Genomic DNA, 17,673 nt, shown 5'->3' with positions numbered 1-17,673 from the left:
AACGCCGGAGGGGCTGGGAATGGTCACCCATGCACTTAAGCGCGGGAGGGCGGTGAATGGTCACCCATGCTCCTCAAGCGCGGGAAGGGTCGGAGATGCTCCCCGCCTTTGCAACGCCGGAGGGGCTGGATACGGGCCCTACGTCAGCGGGTAGGACGACCGGCCCGAGGCCTCGTCGATCTCCTCGTGGGCCTTGGTCAGCAGCTTCATCGCCAGTTCGTTGAGCGCCCTGGCCCCCGCGATCTCCTCGCCGACCCGCTGCTGGTCCTCGTCCGAGGGGTGGCGGCTGGCGTAGCCATGGGCGCGCACCTCGGTTCCGTCGGAGAGGCGGACGAGGGCCGCCGCACGGGTGCGGTGCGCGTCCTCCTCGAATTCCAGCTCGGTGTGCCATCCGACAGCGATCCTGGTCATGACGGGTCACCTCCGCGGCCGATTCCCGTACGTACCCCTTCAGCGTCCCTCCGCAGCCCCGTCCGCGCTCGCCGGGACAGCAGGGACCGGCGGGATCAGCTCGCGGGCACCGGCAGCATCAGCCCCCAGGCACCCGCCCGCACGGTCCACGTCCGGGTCCGGACCGGGCCGCCGGTCTGTATGTCGGCCCGGTAGCGGAAGTCCGCGCCGGAGACGGTGACGGCCTTGGCCTCCGCCGTGACCTCCTCGCCGTCCGAGGTGCGGACGACCACGTCGGCGAGGCCCCCGTCGCCCTGGGAGTGGACCGAGACCCCCCGCACCGGCGCGTCCAGATCGCTCAGCAGCACCCCGTCCGCCTCGACCCGCAGCCGGTACGTCCCCTGGGGCCCGCCGGAGGCGCCCGGGGCCGCCGGGCGGACCAGGGACGTCATCAGGGAGCGGCAGGTGTCCCAGACGGCCGTGACGCCCGTGTGCGGGGCATCGGCGAGCAGCGTGGGGGCCGGGATGCACAGCCGGCCGAGCACCACGCCGTCGCTGTCGTCCACCAGCAGGTCCAGGCGGCGCACCGCCCCGTCGAGCGCGGTCCGCGCGGCCGCCACCGCACCCCGGGGCACGCCGAGCGCATGGGCCACCTCCAGGGCGTGCGCGGCGCCCACGGGGATCAGGGAAAGGACGCCTGCGGCGAGCTCGCGCTCCCGGTGGAGCTGGGCCACGGCACGCAGCAGCGCGTGATCGTCGCCCACCACCACCGGGCGGCGCGAACCCCGCCGGGACAGGGCCCGGGCGAACTCCTCCGGGGTGTCCGGAAGGCAGATCTTGGCGTGCGAGCCGGCGCTCAGCACGTCCTTGGCGATACGGACGGACTCGCCGTCGGTCCGGCGGGCGACCGGGTCGATGACCACCAGGAGCTGGTCGTCTCCGTCGCCGGGGGGCTCTGCAGCCGACACCTCGGTCCTTCCTCGGGTAGCATCTTGGTGCAAGAGCCCCTTGCGCTATTGCGCCAGGGGCTTCGTCTATTCCGGGGCACCCGGTTCGACGGCTCAGGCTTTGCCGTACATCGTCGTGCGGCAGGTACGACCTTTACGTACGCCCCCTGACCTTGGACATGCCCCGCCCGGAAGGGGTGTACGCCTGTGCCCGCACTTGTGCTGCTCGGTGCTCAGTGGGGTGACGAGGGCAAGGGGAAGGCCACCGATCTCCTCGGTGGATCCGTGGACTATGTCGTGCGATACCAAGGCGGTAACAACGCCGGTCACACGGTCGTCGTGGGCGACCAGAAGTACGCACTGCATCTCCTCCCCTCCGGAATCCTGTCGCCGGGCTGTACCCCGGTCATCGGGAACGGTGTCGTGGTCGACCCGGCGGTCCTGCTCTCCGAGCTGAGCGGTCTGAACGAGCGAGGCGTCGACACGTCCAAGCTTCTGATCAGCGGCAACGCTCATTTGATCACTCCGTACAACGTCACGCTCGACAAGGTGACCGAGCGCTTCCTGGGGAAGCGCAAGATCGGCACGACGGGCCGGGGCATCGGCCCGACGTACGCCGACAAGATCAACCGGGTGGGGATCCGCGTCCAGGACCTCTACGACGAGTCGATCCTGGAGCAGAAGGTGGAGGCGGCCCTGGAGCAGAAGAACCAGCTCCTGGCCAAGGTCTTCAACCGCCGGGCCATCGAGGCCGGCAAGGTCGTCGAGGACATGCTCCAGTACGCGGAGCAGATCAAGCCGTTCGTCGCCGACACGACCCTGATCCTGAACGATGCCATCGACGAGGGCAAGGTCGTGCTCTTCGAGGGCGGCCAGGGCACTCTGCTCGACGTCGACCACGGCACGTATCCCTTCGTCACCTCGTCGAACCCGACGGCGGGCGGTGCCTGCACCGGTGCCGGTGTCGGCCCGACGAAGATCAGCCGCGTCATCGGCATCCTCAAGGCCTATACGACGCGTGTCGGCGCCGGTCCGTTCCCGACGGAGCTGCACGACGCGGACGGCGAGGCGCTGCGGCGCATCGGCGGCGAGCGCGGTGTCACCACCGGCCGTGACCGTCGCTGCGGCTGGTTCGACGCCCCGATCGCGCGGTACGCGACCCGGGTCAACGGCCTGACCGACTTCTTCCTCACCAAGCTGGACGTGCTCACCGGCTGGGAGCAGATCCCGGTCTGCGTGGCGTACGAGATCGACGGCAAGCGCGTCGAGGAGCTCCCGTACAACCAGACCGACTTCCACCACGCGAAGCCGATCTACGAGAACCTGCCGGGCTGGTCCGAGGACATCACCAAGGCCCAGACCTTCGACGATCTGCCGAAGAACGCGAAGGCGTACGTGAAGGCGCTGGAGGAGATGTCGGGCGCCCCGATCTCCGCGATCGGCGTCGGCCCCGGCCGGACCGAGACGATCCAGATCAACTCGTTCCTGTAGGCAGCACCACAGCACCACAGCGGTAAGGCACCACAGCACCACGGCAGTACGCGCAGGGCCCCGGATCCTCGTCGATCCGGGGCCCTGCGCGTAGGCGGCCGGTCGCTCAGTCCTCGCCGCAGACCCGCAGCCCCTTCGGGGTCGCGCACGGCAGGTGGCCGTGGATCTGGATGACGTCCTGGCCGCGCCCCCGGCTCAGATAGCCGAGGAAGCCGGAGGCCAGGGAGTCGGCGGGCGGGCGGCCGTAGGTGTAGGCGTACTCGATCTCCCGGTACGGGTAGGTGCTGGTGCCGATCGTGTCGACAGACGGCTCGGCGCCGTCGATCGAGATCCGGTGCAGGCCGCGCGGCTCGCTGCCGGAGCGCAGTTCGCTGTAGCCGAGGGCGCCGTCCAGCCGGGCGACGGTGGCCAGGACCTGGTCGGTGCCGTCGAGTTCGCAGCGGACGACCGGGGCCCGCGGGTCGTCCTTGGTGGCGCAGTCGCGGGAGGACTGGGCGGGTTCGTTGCGGTCCAGCACCCGGCGCTGGAACACCTCCCGGGTGCCGGAGTTGGCGTCCCGGCTGACGAGCAGGATCTCCAGGTCCGGGCCGCCGAGCTCCCGCCAGTTGCGGATCTCGCCCGCGTAGACGCGGCGGATGTCGGCGAGGGAGAGGTCGCGCACCGGCACCCGGTCGTTCACGACGAGGGAGAACAGCGACACGGCGACGCGGGTCTCGCGCAGCTCCGGGTGGCCGGGCGGTTTCGGGCCGTCCGAGAGGGCCACCAGCGCCGGCGAGCCGCTCTTCCCGGCCCGCGCGCCCTCGTCCGAGAGCTCGCGGATGCCTGAGTTGCTGCCGCGGGGGTCCACCTCGATCCGGGAGCCCTCGCACTCCTCCATGTACGTCGCGGCCAGCTCCCGTACGACGGGGGCGAAGGCGGTCGATCCCGTCACCCGGAGTTCGCCGCGCGCGCAGTCGAGCGGGGGCGGGGTGTCGTCCCGGACCAGGATGATCGCGGCGAGGACCATGACGCAGACGGTGAGGGACACGGTGATGAGCCGGGCGGCCCGGCCGAACAGCGGCGGTTTGTCGTCGGGGCGGGCGGCGCGGTTGACCGTCACCTCACCGTCCCGGATGCCGCCGGTGATCCGGATCGGGCTGCCGACGTCGGCGCCGGTCAGCAGCACCAGCAGCTTGAAGTGCTCGCCCCGGTTCAGCGGGACGCGGGGCAGCCGGATCAGCGATCCGCTGTGCCGCATTCCGGCGGCCGGGGTGAAGTGCTCCATCAGGTGTACGGCGCCGGGGGGCTGGGTGACCGCTATGCCGCGTACCGTGCGTCCGGTGAACTCGGCGGTCAGGCCGTGCAGTTCGCGCCCGGTGTAGTCGCTGTCGACGATGGACTGCGAGCCGTCGTTCTCGACGCGCAGCAGGACGAGCGTGGCGTCCGACATGTCGGGGGTCTCGCTGAAGAGACCGAGGCGTACGTTGGCCCGGCCCTGGCTCACGTCGCTGCCGATGGGCGTGTCCATCTGGACGCGGTAGCCGATGCGTTTGCGGCGGGGCACCCGGCGCTCGTACCAGAGCACGCCGATCGAGGCGAGGACGCCCAGTACGGCGGTGAGGACCGCCACGACGTTCTCGGCGCTGAACCACTCCACGGCTGCCCCCCCGGTCCCCGTGCTCGCGCGTTCGGTCCCCGTGCCCGCGCGTCGGTGCGAGTCACCGTAGGCGGGCCGGGAGGGGAGCGGGAGGGGTGGGAGGAGAGCGACGGCCGTTGTTCTCCCGTTGTTCAGACGGCAGTTGAGCCCCTCACTGCCTGGGCCCCGGCACGGTGGCCGCCGGAGGGCTCCAGCGGCCGGTGCGGGCGGGGCCGGACGGGACGCCGTACTCCTTCTTGAGGTGCTCGGGGATGGCGTAGTGCATGACGCGCCCCCGGGTCAGGGAGGACAGCTCCAGCACGCTGGTGAGGTGGCCGATCCGGTCCAGGGCCCAGGCGCCGAGCGGGGAGCGGTCCTCGATGGTCTCCAGGACGCCGAGGAGGTGCGGGACGGCCCTGGCGACGGTGTCCCAGGGGGTACGGGGCACCTCCAGCCAGTCCGCGCAGGTGTCGCCGACGAGGTGGCGGATGAGGGCGGAGACGATCGGGTCGAAGAGGGTGCCGGGGACGATCTCCTCGTAGAGGTCGATGAGCTGCCGGGTCAGCAGCGCGCCCTCCGCGGACGGGCCCATGTGCCGGATCATGTAGAGGTCGAGGAACTCACGTGCTTCGGCCAGGGACTTGGGCACCGCGTCCTGGTCGACGCCGAGCATGGCGCCTACCACCCGCCAGGCGTAGTAGTAGGCGTCCGCGCCCTCCTCGGACATGTGGATGCCGAGCCGGTGGAGGCTGTCCAGGACCAGCATGGAGAAGAACATCTGGCCGCCGATCATGTCCTCCTGGCAGATCGGCACCCCCGCGCTCTCCACGTCCCAGACGCCCTCGCGCCGCAGGTGGTGGCGGATGGAGGCGTGCAGGAGGCGGACCTTCTGCGCCGCCGGGATGAAGCGGCTGCCGGCTTCGAAGGCGTCGGGCCGCATCAGGTACACGGTGAACTGGCCGGTCTCCGCCATCCGCTTGGACGGGTAGCTCAGCCCGTGTGTCGCCGACAGCAGCTTCGCCACGTGCGGGACGACGTAACAGGCGGGCATGGAGGCGAAGGAGAGGGCGGTGGAGATGTGCACGTTGTTGTCGATGAAGAACAGCCGGGCCTTCTCCATCTCGCCCCAGTCCACCCAGGACGGCGGGGCGGCGGTGGCGTTCAGGTACTCCCGGGCCACGTCGGGCAGCCCGTCGGGGAGCGGGGCTCCGGCGGTGGAGACGTACCGCATCAGGGTGTTGAACGTGCCGACCTCCCCGCGTTCGAAGAGGGTGGCGACCGTGGCGTCGGCGAGTTCGTCGCCGCCCTGCCGCAGGGCGTCCAGGGATGCCTGGGTGTAGGTCATGGTGCTGCTCCTTCTGCGCGTACGTCGGGGGTCGGGGAGGCGTCAGGAACGGCGGACGGCAGCCGAGTGCGCGAGGCCGGTGAGCGCGGTGGCCGCGGGGCCCGGCAGGTCCAGCTCGTCGAGCGCGCGCAGTGCCTCCTCGACCCGGGCGGTGATCATGGCCTCGATGCGGTCGGGGGCCTTCAGACGGCGCATCACTTCGCGTACGGCGTCGGCGGGATCGGCCGTGGCGGCCGTACGGGTCTCCGCCCCGGGCGCGAGCAGGGTGCGGAGGCGGGCCCTGTCCTCCTCCCCGGCCAGCCGCCAGGTCTCCGAGAGCAGGGCGGTCGGCCGGTGGCCGCGTACGTCGTCGGAGCCGTCCTTGCCGGTGAGCTCAGGGTCCCCGAACAGGCCGAGCAGGTCGTCCCGCAGCTGGAACGCCTCGCCCAGCGGCAGCCCGTACGCGGAGCAGCCCTCGCGCAGCCGCTCACCGGCCCCGCCCAGCAGCGCGCCGATCAACAGGGGCTGCTCGACGGTGTACTTGGCGGTCTTGTAGCGGACGACCTTGAGCGAGGTCGCCGTGTCGGGGGCGGCCGCCCCGGTGTGCAGGATCTCCAGGCACTCGCCCGCGACCAGCTCCCGGGCCAGGGCGGCCCAGAGCGGGCGGGCCCGGGAGAGGTAGGCGGCGGGCAGGCCGCTGGTGACGAAGAGCTGCCCGGCCATCGACATCAGCAGGTCCCCGGCCAGCATGGCCAGCGACCGCGCGGCCAGGGCGGGTTCGGGGTGGTCCTTCACCGCCTCGCGCAGGGCCAGGTGGGCGGTGGGCCGCCCGTGCCGCAGCGGGCTGTCGTCGATCAGGTCGTCGTGGACGACGGCCGCCGCGTGCACCAGCTCCATCGAGGCCGCCGCCCGCACCAGGGCGTCGCTGTCCGGCTGTCCGGCCGCGCGCCAGCCCCAGTAGCAGAACGCCGCCCGCAGCCGTTTGCCGTCCGCCACCGCCGTCTCCACGGCGTCGGCCACGGGGCCCAGGGAGCCGTCGATCGCGGTGAGCTGATCGGCCTCCCCGGCGGCGAAGCGGTGCAGCACCTGGTCCACCCGGGCCTTGAAGGAACCCGGCTCCCACGCCTCAGGCACGGTCACCGATACGGTCACCGATACGGTCTCCGTCACCGGTACGGTCGCGGTCACCGGCGCGGTTGTCGTCACCGGCGCGGTCGCCGTCGCGCTGGGCGATCACATGGCGGGCGAGCACCTCCAGGTGGGCCGGGGGTGCGGTGGTGTACCGGTCGAGTGCGAGGCGGCCGCGCGCGATCAGGTCCTGTTCGGCCTCCGCCGCCAGCTCGGCCGTGTCGGACCGCCGGAGCAGCCCTCGTACGGAGGTGAAGGCGGCGCCCACCGTAGTCACTGCCAGGTCCGCGATCCCCGCCGCCAGCAGCACCGCCTGCTCGCCCGGTCCGCCGACGCCCTTGCCAGTGTCCCTCGTTCGTTCCACGCCATCCCCCAGCCGCAGTGTGTCCGGAGCCGCAAGAGGGCCCGCTCGGCGCCGCGTTCGTGCCGCGCTGTCGAGTTTTGCCCGGGGGTGTGTGCCGGTGCCGGGGAAACTCACCAACGAGTGATCAGCGTCTTTCAAACCTGCGGCATTGCGGCGGCGGTGCGTCCCGCATGCTGGACACGGCCGAATCTTTTACCTTCGGCCCCGGCCCTGTTCACGGCATGATCCGGATCGAATCCTTCCGGAATCAGGGCAGTTGGGGGGCATGGTGGCATCGTTGTCACGGGCGTCGGCGGGCCGGTGCGGGGCTGGTGGCATATTCACGGAAGCTGGTCTAGACCTTGACAGGTCCAGACCATCATCGCTTGAGTGTCGGCACCCCCACGGCGGCGCACGCCGGACGTCGCGCCGCGTCTAAGGAGTGATCACGTGATCCGACGCGTTATGAGCTTGCTGGTCGCGCTGGCCGCGCTCGTCGCCATGCTCGTCGTCCTTCCCGCGGCGACCGCGCAGGCCGCCAACTGCAACACGGCCTGGAGCTCCTCGTCCGTCTACGTGGGCGGGCAGACCGCCTCGTACAACGGCCGTAACTACACCGCCAAGTGGTGGACCCAGAACGAGCGGCCGGGCTCCTCCGACGTCTGGGCCGACAACGGCGCCTGCGGCACCGGCGGTGGCGGCGAGCAGCCGGGCACCGGCTTCGTCGTCAGCGAGGCCCAGTTCAACCAGATGTTCCCGAGCCGGAACTCCTTCTACACCTACAGCGGCCTCACCGCCGCCCTCAGCGCCTACCCGGCCTTCGCCAACACCGGCAGCGCCGAGCTGAAGAAGCGGGAGGCGGCCGCGTTCCTCGCCAACGTCAGCCACGAGACCGGTGGGCTGGTCTACATCAAGGAAGTCAACGAGGCCAACTACCCGCACTACTGCGACACCAGCCAGTCCTACGGCTGCCCCGCCGGCCAGGCCGCGTACTACGGCCGCGGTCCGATCCAGCTGAGCTGGAACTTCAACTACAAGGCCGCCGGTGACGCCCTCGGCATCAACCTGCTGGCCAACCCCTACCTGGTGGAGCAGAACGCGTCCGTGGCCTGGAAGACCGGCCTCTGGTACTGGAACACGCAGAACGGCCCCGGCACCATGACGGCCCACAACGCCATCGTCAACGGCGCCGGCTTCGGTGAGACGATCCGCTCGATCAACGGCTCGATCGAGTGCAACGGGGGCAACCCGGCCCAGGTCCAGAGCCGGATCAACAAGTTCACCCAGTTCACCCAGATCCTCGGCACCACCACCGGCTCGAACCTGAGCTGCTGATCCCCACCCGTACGGGGGGTTCGTCCGGCTGCTGCCGGGCGGCCCCCCGTTCCGGCGTTCCGGCGTTCCGGCGTTCCCCGGTTCCGGCGCTCCGGAACCGGCCTACATCAGCGGCGGCTTCACCGACATCAGCAGGTGCCGGTGGGTGTCCGGCTCCGACTCGCCCGTGATCATCGCCCGCTGCCCCGCCCCCATCAGCAGCAGCCGCAGCGCCGGCTCGTCGAAGGAGGCCAGGGCGTCCGCCAGATACCCCGGGTTGAACGCCACGGTCATCTCCCGGGCACCCTCCAGCGTCGCGGGAAGCCGCTGGGACGCCACGTCGTCCTCGTAACCTGCCTGGAGGAGTACGGAGTTGTCCGCGGCGGAGAAGGACATCTGCACCGGGCTGTCCCCGTCGGCGACCACCGAGACCCGCTTGACGGCCTCCACCAGCCGCGCCCGGTCCACCACCGCGACCGCAGGGCTCTCCAGGGCGAACAACTTGTCGTGGCGCGGGAGCCGCCCCTCCAGCAGCCGCACGGTGGTCCGCATCCCCGCGTGCTCGAACCCCGCCGAACCGGCGTCCAGCGCGACGCTCACCAGCCCGGAGCGCCCCAGCGAGCGGGCGATCTCCGTCAACCGGCGGGCGGAGACGATGACATCAGCGCTGACATCGGCGTTCCCCTCCGGACCCGGGTCGCCCGCGGTGGCCTTCCACGGGAGCGTCCGCACGGCGAAGCGGTACCGGTCGGTCGCGGCGAGTGTCATCGTCCCCGTCTCCCCGTCGAGCCCCAGCCGGATCCCGGTGAGCGCGGGCAGGGTGTCGTCCCGCCCCGCCGCCACCGCCACATCCGCGACGGCCGCCGCGAACTCCGCCGCGTCCACCGCGCCCCGGACCTGCGGGAGCGAGGGCAGCGCCGGGTAGTCGGCAAGGGGCAGCACGGAGAGGCCGAAGCGGGCCCCGTCCCCGGAGACGGTGAACCGCGAGCCCTCCACCGCGCACTCCACGGGCCCGTCCGGCAGCACCTTGCAGATGTCGAGCAGGCGCCGCCCCATGACGAGCACCTTCCCCGGACGCAGGATCTCGGCGGCCTCCACGTCGATGCGCGCGGACGCCTCGTAATCCAGCCCGCTGACGCGCAGCCGTCCGCCCTCCGTGTCCAGCAGCAGCCCGCCCAGTACGGGAACGGGGGAGCGGACCGGCAGGACGCGGGCGGCCCAGGCCACGGCTTCGGTCAGGGCACTGCGCTCGATGCGGAACTCCACGGTGGGGCCTCTTCTCACGGGTCGTCCGGACACACCGACGACGTTAGAGGCCACCACTGACAATCGGCCGGGGCCGACGGGTCGGCCGGGCTCACGAACAGACCGGGGTACAACCGGCCGTGTCCGGGCAGTCCCGGCACCGGTGGCAGCGACCACCCCCGTGAGCCGCTGCCACCGCTACCGGAACACCACGTTCGGACCTTAGACGGGTGGGTAGGGGCACGGGGAGGTTCAATGCGCCCAGTGTGGCGACGGCGGGGGTAACAGTCCGCACAGTGGTGATCGGGGGATCATGTGCGAGCACGGCAACGGGCCGACGACCTGATGAGGATGCAGCGCCTGGCCCGGAACGGCGGGACGGCCGAGCTGCTGCGCTGGCTGTCCGGCCGCGCCGACGGCTGGGCCGGAATCGCGGGCTCCGACGGGACCGTCCTGAGCGCGTCCGGGACCGTGGCCCCTCACGCCCCCCAGCCCCCCGACGTGCCCCGCCTCGTCGCCGACGGCGTGCGGGCGCTCGCGGAGCGCGGGGCCCTGGCGTACTCCCACGACACCGGCGCGCACACCGCCCTGCTCTTCCCCCTGTACGCCGACGACCGGGGCGCCGCCCCCCTCCTCGCCGTCGTCACGCCCCGCCCCGTGGCCGCCGGGCTCGCCACGCTGCTGGCCGACGTGCTGATGCCGCTGTCCCTGTGCTGGGAGGCCGAGGCGGTCGAGCGCAAGCGGCGCCGGGTGGACCTCGCCGAGTCGCGGGGCCGGGAGGCGGTGCTGCACCTGCTGATGACGGGCCAGCTCTCCATCGCCCGCCAGGTGGCCGGTGCGCTGCGCCCCCGGCTCCCCGACCCCGTACGGGTCTGTGTCGTGGAGTGCCCCGGGGGCAGCCGGGACGAGGTGGCCCGGGTCTGCGCCGAGGCGGACGGCGGGCGGTCCTGGATCGTGCGGTGCCCCGTCTACGCCCGCCACCTCATCCTGGTGATGCCGGCGGAAGAGGCTCCGGAGGGGACCGCCACCGATGAGGCCGTCGCCGCGCTGGTGGACCACTGCGTGGTGGGCGTCAGCGAGCAGGTGCCCCTGGCCGACACCGCCACCGGCTACCGCCAGGCCTTCCACGCCCTGGCCGTCGCCCGCGAACACCCCGCCAGGCACGTCAGGTTCGGCCTCGCCCCGGAACCCGCGCTCGTCGTCGGGCGCGCCGGACGGCAGTGGGCCGAGGCCCTCCTCACCCCGCTCCTGACCCATGTGCCGCGCCGGGCCCAGGACCCGGGGAGCCAGGAGCTCGCGGCCACCGCGGCGTCCTGGCTGGCGTTCTCGTCGCACGCGACCGGCCACCTCAAAGTCCACCGCAACACCCTGGCCGCCCGCCTCAAGCTGATCGGCGAGCTGCTCGGCCTCGACCTCCACCGGCTGGCCGACCAGTCGGCGCTCGACCTGGCCCTGCGCATCCGCGCCACCCCCGCCCCGGTCTGCACCCCGGACCCCGGCGAGCCGGCCCGTACGGCGGACTCCGCACACGCCGACGGTACGGCAGCCCCCGTACACGCGAACGGGGCGGCGCACGACCTCGATGAGGTCCTGCGCCGCCCCGCCGTCCAGGAGTGGGCCGCCCGCCAACTGGCCCCGATGACCGGCCCGGCCGGCCCGGCGGCCGAGGAGACCCTGCGCGCCTGGCTCGGCTGCGAGGGCCGCCTGGGCCCGACGGCGGCCGAGCTCGGCATCTCCGTCCCCGGAGCCCGCAAGCGCCTCACCCGGCTGGAGACCGTGCTCCAACGCTCGCTGCTGCGCCCCCCGAGCGCCCGCTACGACCTGTGGCTGGCGCTGCGGGCCCAGGAGGTGAAGCCCTGACCGCTACTTCACTTCGTGAAGATGAAGTACTTCCAGGCGCCGTGCGTCGTGGAGTTGACGGTGTCACCGGAGGAGCTGTTCACGTACGAGGAGCGCACGCGCATCTTGTAGCCGGTGTCGTGCGGTCCCGTGAGAGTGACGATCGACTTGCCCTTGGTGCCGAGCGGGAAGTACTGCTGACCGGCGTCGTACCACTTGCCCTTGTAGTAGAGCTCCAGGCTCAGCCGCTGCGCACGACCCTTGTAGTAGGTCATGGTCGTGGTGAAGTCGGGGTTCTTCTTCTTGCTGTAGTACGCGTAGGAGGTCTTCCCGATCTTCGCCGTCTTGTAGTGCTTCGACAGCTTGGTCGAGACGTTGACCTTCGCGTACGCGGTCGACTTCACGGTCTTCGGCGCGTACCGGCCGTCACCCGCGAAGACGGCGGTCACCGTCGTGTCGCGCTTCATGTTGACGGTGACGGACAGGTTGCCCTTGGAGTTGACCTTGGCCTTCTTGACCAGCTTCTTCGGCTTGTCGGCGCCGAAGGGGTCGGCCCACAGCTCGACGACGCGGTTCTTGTACGTCTTGCCGAGGGTCGCGGTGAAGGAGACGTTCTTGTTGTACGCGTGGAGCGACTTGTTCCGGTTCAGCTTCAGCGAGACCGCGGCGCGCGAGACGGTGACGCTGTCGGACGCGGAGGACGGCGTGTGCGAGGCGTTGCCCGCGAACGTCACCTTGTACGTCACCTTGCCGCCGGCCGGCGGGGTGTCCTTGAAGGTGTAGTTGCCCTTGGCGTCGACCTTGGCGGTACCGATCGCCTTGCCCTTGGGGGACTCCACGTCCGTCCGGACCACGGCCAACGGCGTACCCGAGGGCAGCGGCGCACTCGCGCTGGTGCGGCCACTGAGGGTCAGGGCCTTGCCCCGGGCCGCCGTGGACGGGGCGTTGGCCGTGGTCGTGGTGACGTACGAGCGAGGCGCCGTGAGAATCGTCATCGGGGTCGTCTCACCGCTGAACGTGTCGTGCAGGGCGAACAGCTTGCTGCCGTCGGGCGACCAGTGCAGACCGCGCTCGGCGAGGCCGGTGGTGTGGTGCAGGTCGCGCGTGCTGCCCGGCTGGCCCGAGCCGCGCGTGTACACGTACAGGTCCGGGTCCTCGTACCAGTCGGCCGTGCCGGTGGCGACCGTACCGTCCGGGGCCACCGCGACACTGGCGCCCTGCCGGGGGCCCGGGAACGTCCGTACCTCCGCGAGGTCGCTGAGCCGGTACTCCGCGACGGACGGACCCCGGCGGCCCGCCACGACGATGTTCGCGCCGTCCGGGGTGAAGTCGACGTCGTTGACGAAGCCCCCCTTGTCCTCGTGGAGGCGGATGGCGGGAACGCCGGTGGTGACGTCGTAGATCACGAACGGGCCGGAGCTGATCCCGCTGTCCACGGCGACGAGCGTCCCGGCGGCCAGCGGGTCGGTGTAGAGGGTGGGCGGCGTCGACCAGTCGAAGCCCGCCCCCTGGTCGAGCGTCACCACCGGCTCGGCACCGGTCAGATCCACCGAGCCGAGGGCCGAGTCCCAGTTCTGGCCGTGCCCGAACCAGATCCGCCCGTCGGCGAAGGCGACCGTGGACGGCCTGGTGCCCTCCCCGGTCGGGTACTCCGCCGTCACCCGCAGTGCGGCGGTGTCGATGGCCACGATCTTGTCGGCGTACGGTACGGCCGCGTACAGCGTGCCCGAGTCCGGGCTGAGAGCGAGGTCCGTCACGTCCGGCAGGCCGGGGATGGTGGCGAGCGTCCGCCCGGTGAAGTCGGTGGCGACGATCTTGCCCGAGCTGCGGTCGCTCAGGAACAGCCGCTGGTGGACACCGTCCAGCACGGAGTCCGACAACCACGTGACCGGAACCTCGACCCGGCTGTCGGCAGCGGCCGGGTTCGCCGTCCCGCCGACCAGAACCACGGAACTGAAGAGGACCGCGAACGCTGTCGCGGTCGAAATTCTGCGCGTGCGCACAGTTACAGATACCCCCACGGTATGAAGGGGCCGCGCGTCACCCGGGATGAGAGAAACGAAGGGGCGCGGCCCGGATCGCAGATTAAGCCATGCCGCCGACAGAGGAGCGCACTTTTCGCGCCCCCCGGGGCCCGGGCATAACCGATTGCCGCCGCCGGGACCCGTCGGATAGGAAGCTCGCATGCTCACAGGCAAGAAGGCCGGTCTCAGGGCCCGCCACGAGGAGGACATCCCGGTTCTGCGGGCCGAGCTCCACAACGACGTGGTCAACGCCGCCCGGGCCTCGAGTCGGCCGTGGCGGCCGATGTCACCGGACGCGAAGAACCCGCTCTTCACGGCGGACGACGAGGACGAGAGGCGCGTCGAGTTCTCCGTGGTGGAGCTGGGGGGCGGCACGCTGATCGGTACCGCGACGCTGTGGGGCATCGACACCCACAACCGGTCGGCGCACATCGGCATCGAGCTGCTGCCGTCCGCCCGGGGCAAGGGTTACGGCACCGATGTGGTCGGGACGCTGTGCCATTACGGGTTCGTCGTGCGCAGCCTGCAGCGGCTGCAGATAGAGACGCTGGCGGACAACGCGGCGATGCTGGGCTCCGCCGAGCGCAACGGGTTCGTCCGCGAGGGCGTTCTGCGCTCCTCGGCGTGGGTGCTGGGCGAGTTCCTGGACGAGGTGCTGCTCGGCCTCCTCGTCAAGGACTGGAAGCCGGACGCGTAGGGCGAGGAGTCAAGGTCAATGCCTAGGGCGCAGGCCGTACGCCCGGCCTGCGGTCCGCCGGCAGCGCGCAGGCCGGCGAGCCGCCCGGCATACGGGTGCGGTTGGCGGCGATGAGCCGGTAGACCCCGTGGGCGATCCACCGCACCGGGGGCAGGGTCAGCAGACCGCCCAGCCACGCCCAGCCCCCACCGGCGCGCAGCAGCAACTTGGCGACGGCCTGCGCGCCCCCGTACACCGCCCCGAGCGGCGAGATCCACAGCACCTCGTGCTCGGCCCGCTCCTGGGTGACGCCGAGAGCGTCCAGGTCGGCGAACTGCCAGGGGGTCACGGTGCATTGCGGACGCACGTACCGCATCAGGAAGTTCACCGAGGTCGTGCAGAAGGCGCAGTCGCCGTCGTAGACGAGGACAGGCTGTGCGGGCACGGCTCACTCCGCCCAGGTGACGAAGGTGGACCAGGTGTCGGCGGCGACGGCGAAGGCGGGCCCGTCGGTGACCTTGGAGTCACGGACGTGGACGGCGTGGGGGCAGGCGGCGACCTCGACGCACTCGCCGCCGCTGCCGCTGCTGTAGGAGGACGTACGCCAGTCGAAGGCGACCTCGATGCAGTCACCGCCGCTGCCGCTGCTGTAGCTGGACTTGAACCACCGGAGGATGCTGCTCATTCCTTCACTCCTGCCAACCGCATGATGAGGTCCAGCGATTCACGAGGACCCAGGGCCTGTGACCGGATCTTCGCATAGCGCTGAGCGTAGACGCTGACCTTTGCCGGGTCACTGATCAGCAGACTCTCGTCCTGCGGCTCCAGATAGACGAGATGTTCATGCTCCGGGGTCTCCAGAAGGTTCATCGAGCCGCGATCACCCGCATACTCCCCATACTTCCCGGCGTCCAGGGGCAGCACCAGCAGCGTGACATTGCGCCGCCGCGCACACTCCACGAGATGGAGCAGCTGCTCCCGCATGATCTCCTCGCTGCCGATGACGCGGCGCAGGGCGGCCTCGTCGATGATGACCTCGATCATCGGGAGCGGATCGCGGTCGAAGAGGGCGGCGCGCGCCACTCGGAGCTGGACCAGTTCTTCCACGCGCTGGTCGGAGAGCGGCGGATACGAGCCACCGATGAGCGCTCGCGCGTACGCCTCCGTCTGGAAGAGCCCGTGGATGACGTTGTTGGCGAACAGTTGGAGGCTGATCGCGGCCTGCTCCAGCAGCGAGTAGTCCTGGAACTGCTCGGGCAGCCGTTCCATCCGCATGTACAGCCGGGCCGTCTCGAAGACATCGCTGCCCTCGCTCAGCACCCGCTTCAGCGCCACCAGCATCGCGTCACTGGCGGGCTGCGCGCACGTCTCCATGGCGCTGACGGCAGCCGCCGAATAGCCGATCTCGTCCCCCAGCCGGTCCTGCGACCAGTCCCGCTGGACGCGCAGCATCCGCGTCACTTTGGCCACCAGCTTCGCCGCCGGGCTGGCTGAATCCTTGTTCTCCGCACTTGCCATGAGGTGATCTCTTTTCGACTCAACCGAACTCAACCGGTCACTACGCGATGTGGCTGGAATCAACTGCCCAACAGCGAAGTTCGCGCAGGTCAACGGGTGTGCGACGCCCCTCGCCAGTCGTAGAGAACGCTAGGTGATGCGCGCCACACTCGTCCTGTGAATGCGCTGAATGATGAGTGTGAGCGGAATATCGAGTGGCTTCCGGTTTCCGGATTCCAACTCCGCAAGGCGGGCGTGCAATTCGACGCCGTCCGCGTCGACGGTGACGCCGGGCGCCGGCTGGCCGACCTGATGGAGGAACTCGTCGGGGGAGAGCCCGGCCCGGTGGTGGCGGAGGCGAACGGCCGGCGCGGGGTCTACTTCTTCGTACCGCCGGGCTCGACGGCGCACCGGTGCTGGCCGCGCGAGGTGACGATCCTGAACGCGACGAGGAGCCGGGTGAGTTACGTACCCGTCCCGGCGCTGGAGGGCAGGACCTGGCCGCTGTCGTGGCGGTACCCGCCGACGGCTCCGGACCGCTTCGTCCACACGCTGATCCTGATCAACGCGGCGGAGTCGCTGCTGTACTCCGGCCGAGATAGGTGACGGGCCCGGGGTCCGGGACGGCGATCTCGTGGAAGCCGACACGGTCGTAGAAGGCGCGGGCCGGGGTGTTGCTGGTGGCCATGGAGAGGTGGACCGCCGGAACGCCCCGGGCGTGGAGCGCGTCGAGGAAGGTCTCCATGAGCGCCCGCCCGTACCCGTACCGCTGGTGGCTGGGCAGCAGGTCGATGTGGAGGTGGGCCGGATAGCCGTCCAGCTCCGGCAGCATCATCCGCTCCGGGTCGTGCATGAGCCCGGTCATCATCTCGGCCGGGGTGGCCGGGTCCTGTGGCTGTACGGGGGCGGGGTAGCGGCCGGTCAGGCCCGGGAGCCACTCGGTGCGGTAGCGGGCGACGAAGGACGCGGTGTCCGCCGTACCGAGGATGTAGCCGACGGCCCGCCCCTCGTCCTCCACGACGAAGGCGAGCTCCGGTTCGAGGACGGCGTAGGGCGCGGCGAAGATGTTCGGCAGGAGGTCCGGGTCCGGGTAGAGGTGGCGGGAGTCGCCGCCTTCGTGCCCGGTGCGTACGCAGATGTCGAAGAGGGCGTCGCGGTCCTCGGGGCGGTACGGGCGCAGTATCCCGGCGGGTCGAGTCATGGCGCCGATCCTTGGGGGTGCGGGAGCGCTCCCGCAACCGTGTTTCCCGGCAGGCGGGCTAGAGTTGGGGCGCGTCGCGTGCCGGTGGCAGACCGTGTCAGGCATGGAGGCGCCGGACCGAAGGAGGCCGACGATGAACGCGTCGCACCCTTCGCTCTCGCGTGACTGAGCGCGAGACGACCAGGCTCGTCGCCTGGAGCCAGGAACTCCGCCGGGTGCACCACCGGCTGCGGGAAGCGCTGGACGTGACCCGCGCCGCCCTCGGCGAGGGCATCCCCGGGGAGTCGGCCACCCGCGAACTGCTGCTGTACTGCCACGGCTTCTGTGCGGCCCTCGACAGCCACCACCAGGGCGAGGACCGCACCCTGTTCCCGGCCATCGCGGCGGCGCATCCGGAACTGCGCCCGGTGCTGCGCTCGCTGGAGCAGGACCACTCGATGATCGCCCACCTGCTCGGCGGCCTGAGCGCCGCGGTCGACCGGGCCGCGTCACCCGAGGAGCTCGACCGGCACCTCGAAGGCATCGCCGCGCTCATGGAGAACCACTTCCGCTACGAGGAACGCCAACTGCTCGCCGTACTCGAAACCCTGGAGCTGTCAGCCGCGCCCGGAGAGGTGCTGGGGCCGCTGTGACCAGGCC

18 protein-coding genes are annotated in these 17,673 nt (G+C 71.0%); 6 read left to right on the top strand and 12 right to left on the bottom strand.

The window, feature by feature from the left end; genetic code table 11:
* Window positions 1-138: 138 nt before the first annotated feature.
* Both IE264_RS06020 and IE264_RS06015 read right to left on the bottom strand, forming a co-directional pair.
* The gene (locus tag IE264_RS06020; RefSeq protein WP_032760430.1) at window positions 139-411 is read right to left on the bottom strand and encodes a DUF1876 domain-containing protein; all 273 of its coding nucleotides are present in this window, start codon (window positions 409-411) and stop codon (window positions 139-141) included.
* A gap of 95 nt (window positions 412-506) precedes the next feature.
* On the bottom strand, window positions 507-1,358 hold the full coding sequence (locus tag IE264_RS06015) for a diacylglycerol kinase family protein (protein ID WP_032760432.1): 852 nt from the start codon (window positions 1,356-1,358) through the stop codon (window positions 507-509).
* 186 nt (window positions 1,359-1,544) lie between these two features.
* On the opposite strand from IE264_RS06015, the gene IE264_RS06010 reads away from it, so the two are divergent.
* Window positions 1,545-2,828: an adenylosuccinate synthase gene (locus tag IE264_RS06010; RefSeq protein ID WP_015609547.1), complete on the top strand. Its 1,284-nt coding sequence runs from the start codon at window positions 1,545-1,547 to the stop codon at window positions 2,826-2,828.
* 106 nt (window positions 2,829-2,934) lie between these two features.
* Here the strand turns inward: IE264_RS06010 and IE264_RS06005 are convergent, their stop codons facing one another.
* The 4 genes from IE264_RS06005 to IE264_RS05990 all read right to left on the bottom strand — a co-directional run bounded on the left by IE264_RS06005 (window position 2,935) and on the right by IE264_RS05990 (window position 7,259).
* Entirely contained in the window at window positions 2,935-4,464 is a 1,530-nt protein-coding gene (locus tag IE264_RS06005) for a substrate-binding domain-containing protein (RefSeq protein ID WP_032760433.1), read from the bottom strand.
* Window positions 4,465-4,615: 151 nt separating this feature from the next.
* A complete protein-coding gene (locus IE264_RS06000) occupies window positions 4,616-5,788 on the bottom strand; it encodes an oxygenase MpaB family protein (protein WP_032760436.1) in 1,173 nt (390 codons plus the stop codon).
* A gap of 42 nt (window positions 5,789-5,830) precedes the next feature.
* Window positions 5,831-6,919 carry a polyprenyl synthetase family protein gene (locus IE264_RS05995; RefSeq protein ID WP_229887420.1) on the bottom strand — a complete coding sequence of 363 codons (1,089 nt, stop codon included), beginning with the start codon at window positions 6,917-6,919 and terminating at the stop codon, window positions 5,831-5,833.
* Window positions 6,894-7,259, bottom strand: coding sequence for a hypothetical protein (locus IE264_RS05990; RefSeq protein ID WP_032760439.1), 366 nt, complete (start codon window positions 7,257-7,259; stop codon window positions 6,894-6,896). The genes IE264_RS05995 and IE264_RS05990 overlap by 26 nt, the downstream gene beginning before the upstream one ends.
* 429 nt (window positions 7,260-7,688) lie before the next feature.
* Here IE264_RS05990 and IE264_RS05985 point away from each other — a divergent pair, with 429 nt between their 5' ends.
* Window positions 7,689-8,573 carry a glycoside hydrolase family 19 protein gene (locus tag IE264_RS05985; RefSeq protein WP_015609542.1) on the top strand — a complete coding sequence of 295 codons (885 nt, stop codon included), beginning with the start codon at window positions 7,689-7,691 and terminating at the stop codon, window positions 8,571-8,573.
* A 102-nt stretch (window positions 8,574-8,675) separates the two neighbouring features.
* On the opposite strand, the gene dnaN is transcribed toward IE264_RS05985, so the two are convergent.
* A complete protein-coding gene (gene dnaN, locus IE264_RS05980; RefSeq protein ID WP_032760441.1) occupies window positions 8,676-9,818 on the bottom strand; it encodes a DNA polymerase III subunit beta in 1,143 nt (380 codons plus the stop codon).
* Window positions 9,819-10,148: 330 nt separating this feature from the next.
* Between dnaN and IE264_RS05975 the strand changes: the two genes are divergently transcribed.
* Complete coding sequence (locus IE264_RS05975) at window positions 10,149-11,657, top strand: helix-turn-helix domain-containing protein (RefSeq protein ID WP_078657660.1); 1,509 nt, start codon at window positions 10,149-10,151, stop codon at window positions 11,655-11,657.
* Between the two features lie 8 nt (window positions 11,658-11,665).
* On the opposite strand, the gene IE264_RS05970 is transcribed toward IE264_RS05975, so the two are convergent.
* The gene (locus IE264_RS05970) at window positions 11,666-13,516 is read right to left on the bottom strand and encodes a WD40 repeat domain-containing protein (RefSeq protein WP_308428490.1); all 1,851 of its coding nucleotides are present in this window, start codon (window positions 13,514-13,516) and stop codon (window positions 11,666-11,668) included.
* A 304-nt stretch (window positions 13,517-13,820) separates the two neighbouring features.
* Between IE264_RS05970 and IE264_RS05965 the strand changes: the two genes are divergently transcribed.
* Entirely contained in the window at window positions 13,821-14,357 is a 537-nt protein-coding gene (locus IE264_RS05965; protein ID WP_032760451.1) for a GNAT family N-acetyltransferase, read from the top strand.
* 22 nt (window positions 14,358-14,379) lie between these two features.
* Here IE264_RS05965 and IE264_RS05960 read toward each other — a convergent pair whose 3' ends face one another.
* From IE264_RS05960 to IE264_RS05950, 3 genes are read right to left on the bottom strand one after another with little or no spacing between them, the layout of a single operon-like run.
* Window positions 14,380-14,781 carry a thiol-disulfide oxidoreductase DCC family protein gene (locus IE264_RS05960; RefSeq protein WP_032760453.1) on the bottom strand — a complete coding sequence of 134 codons (402 nt, stop codon included), beginning with the start codon at window positions 14,779-14,781 and terminating at the stop codon, window positions 14,380-14,382.
* A gap of 3 nt (window positions 14,782-14,784) precedes the next feature.
* Entirely contained in the window at window positions 14,785-15,021 is a 237-nt protein-coding gene (locus tag IE264_RS05955) for a DUF397 domain-containing protein (protein ID WP_032760454.1), read from the bottom strand.
* A complete protein-coding gene (locus tag IE264_RS05950) occupies window positions 15,018-15,854 on the bottom strand; it encodes a DUF5753 domain-containing protein (RefSeq protein ID WP_032760455.1) in 837 nt (278 codons plus the stop codon). Before IE264_RS05950 ends, IE264_RS05955 begins: the two co-directional genes overlap by 4 nt.
* 234 nt (window positions 15,855-16,088) lie before the next feature.
* On the opposite strand from IE264_RS05950, the gene IE264_RS05945 reads away from it, so the two are divergent.
* The gene (locus tag IE264_RS05945; RefSeq protein ID WP_229887418.1) at window positions 16,089-16,439 is read left to right on the top strand and encodes a hypothetical protein; all 351 of its coding nucleotides are present in this window, start codon (window positions 16,089-16,091) and stop codon (window positions 16,437-16,439) included.
* On the opposite strand, the gene IE264_RS05940 is transcribed toward IE264_RS05945, so the two are convergent.
* The gene (locus tag IE264_RS05940; RefSeq protein ID WP_032760456.1) at window positions 16,396-17,034 is read right to left on the bottom strand and encodes a GNAT family N-acetyltransferase; all 639 of its coding nucleotides are present in this window, start codon (window positions 17,032-17,034) and stop codon (window positions 16,396-16,398) included. The two genes, IE264_RS05945 and IE264_RS05940, sit on opposite strands and share 44 nt — an antisense overlap.
* A 161-nt stretch (window positions 17,035-17,195) precedes the next feature.
* On the opposite strand from IE264_RS05940, the gene IE264_RS05935 reads away from it, so the two are divergent.
* Window positions 17,196-17,666 carry a hemerythrin domain-containing protein gene (locus IE264_RS05935; protein WP_032760457.1) on the top strand — a complete coding sequence of 157 codons (471 nt, stop codon included), beginning with the start codon at window positions 17,196-17,198 and terminating at the stop codon, window positions 17,664-17,666.
* Window positions 17,667-17,673: the final 7 nt, after the last annotated feature.

This window comes from Streptomyces microflavus (genome assembly GCF_014650075.1).
In the GTDB taxonomy this organism is placed as follows: Bacteria; Actinomycetota; Actinomycetes; order Streptomycetales; family Streptomycetaceae; genus Streptomyces; species Streptomyces microflavus.
This window is presented reverse-complemented; position numbering and strand designations above follow the sequence as displayed.

What these genes read in the sequence shown, in the direction of transcription:
- IE264_RS06000 (WP_032760436.1), bottom strand. Translation starts at nt 5,788, where the DNA reads ATGACCTACACCCAGGCATCCCTGGACGCCCTGCGGCAGGGCGGCGAC.
- IE264_RS06020 (WP_032760430.1), bottom strand. Translation starts at nt 411, where the DNA reads ATGACCAGGATCGCTGTCGGATGGCACACCGAGCTGGAATTCGAGGAG.
- IE264_RS05975 (WP_078657660.1), top strand. Translation starts at nt 10,149, where the DNA reads ATGCAGCGCCTGGCCCGGAACGGCGGGACGGCCGAGCTGCTGCGCTGG.
- IE264_RS05940 (WP_032760456.1), bottom strand. Translation starts at nt 17,034, where the DNA reads ATGACTCGACCCGCCGGGATACTGCGCCCGTACCGCCCCGAGGACCGC.
- IE264_RS05955 (WP_032760454.1), bottom strand. Translation starts at nt 15,021, where the DNA reads ATGAGCAGCATCCTCCGGTGGTTCAAGTCCAGCTACAGCAGCGGCAGC.
- IE264_RS05965 (WP_032760451.1), top strand. Translation starts at nt 13,821, where the DNA reads ATGCTCACAGGCAAGAAGGCCGGTCTCAGGGCCCGCCACGAGGAGGAC.
- IE264_RS05950 (WP_032760455.1), bottom strand. Translation starts at nt 15,854, where the DNA reads ATGGCAAGTGCGGAGAACAAGGATTCAGCCAGCCCGGCGGCGAAGCTG.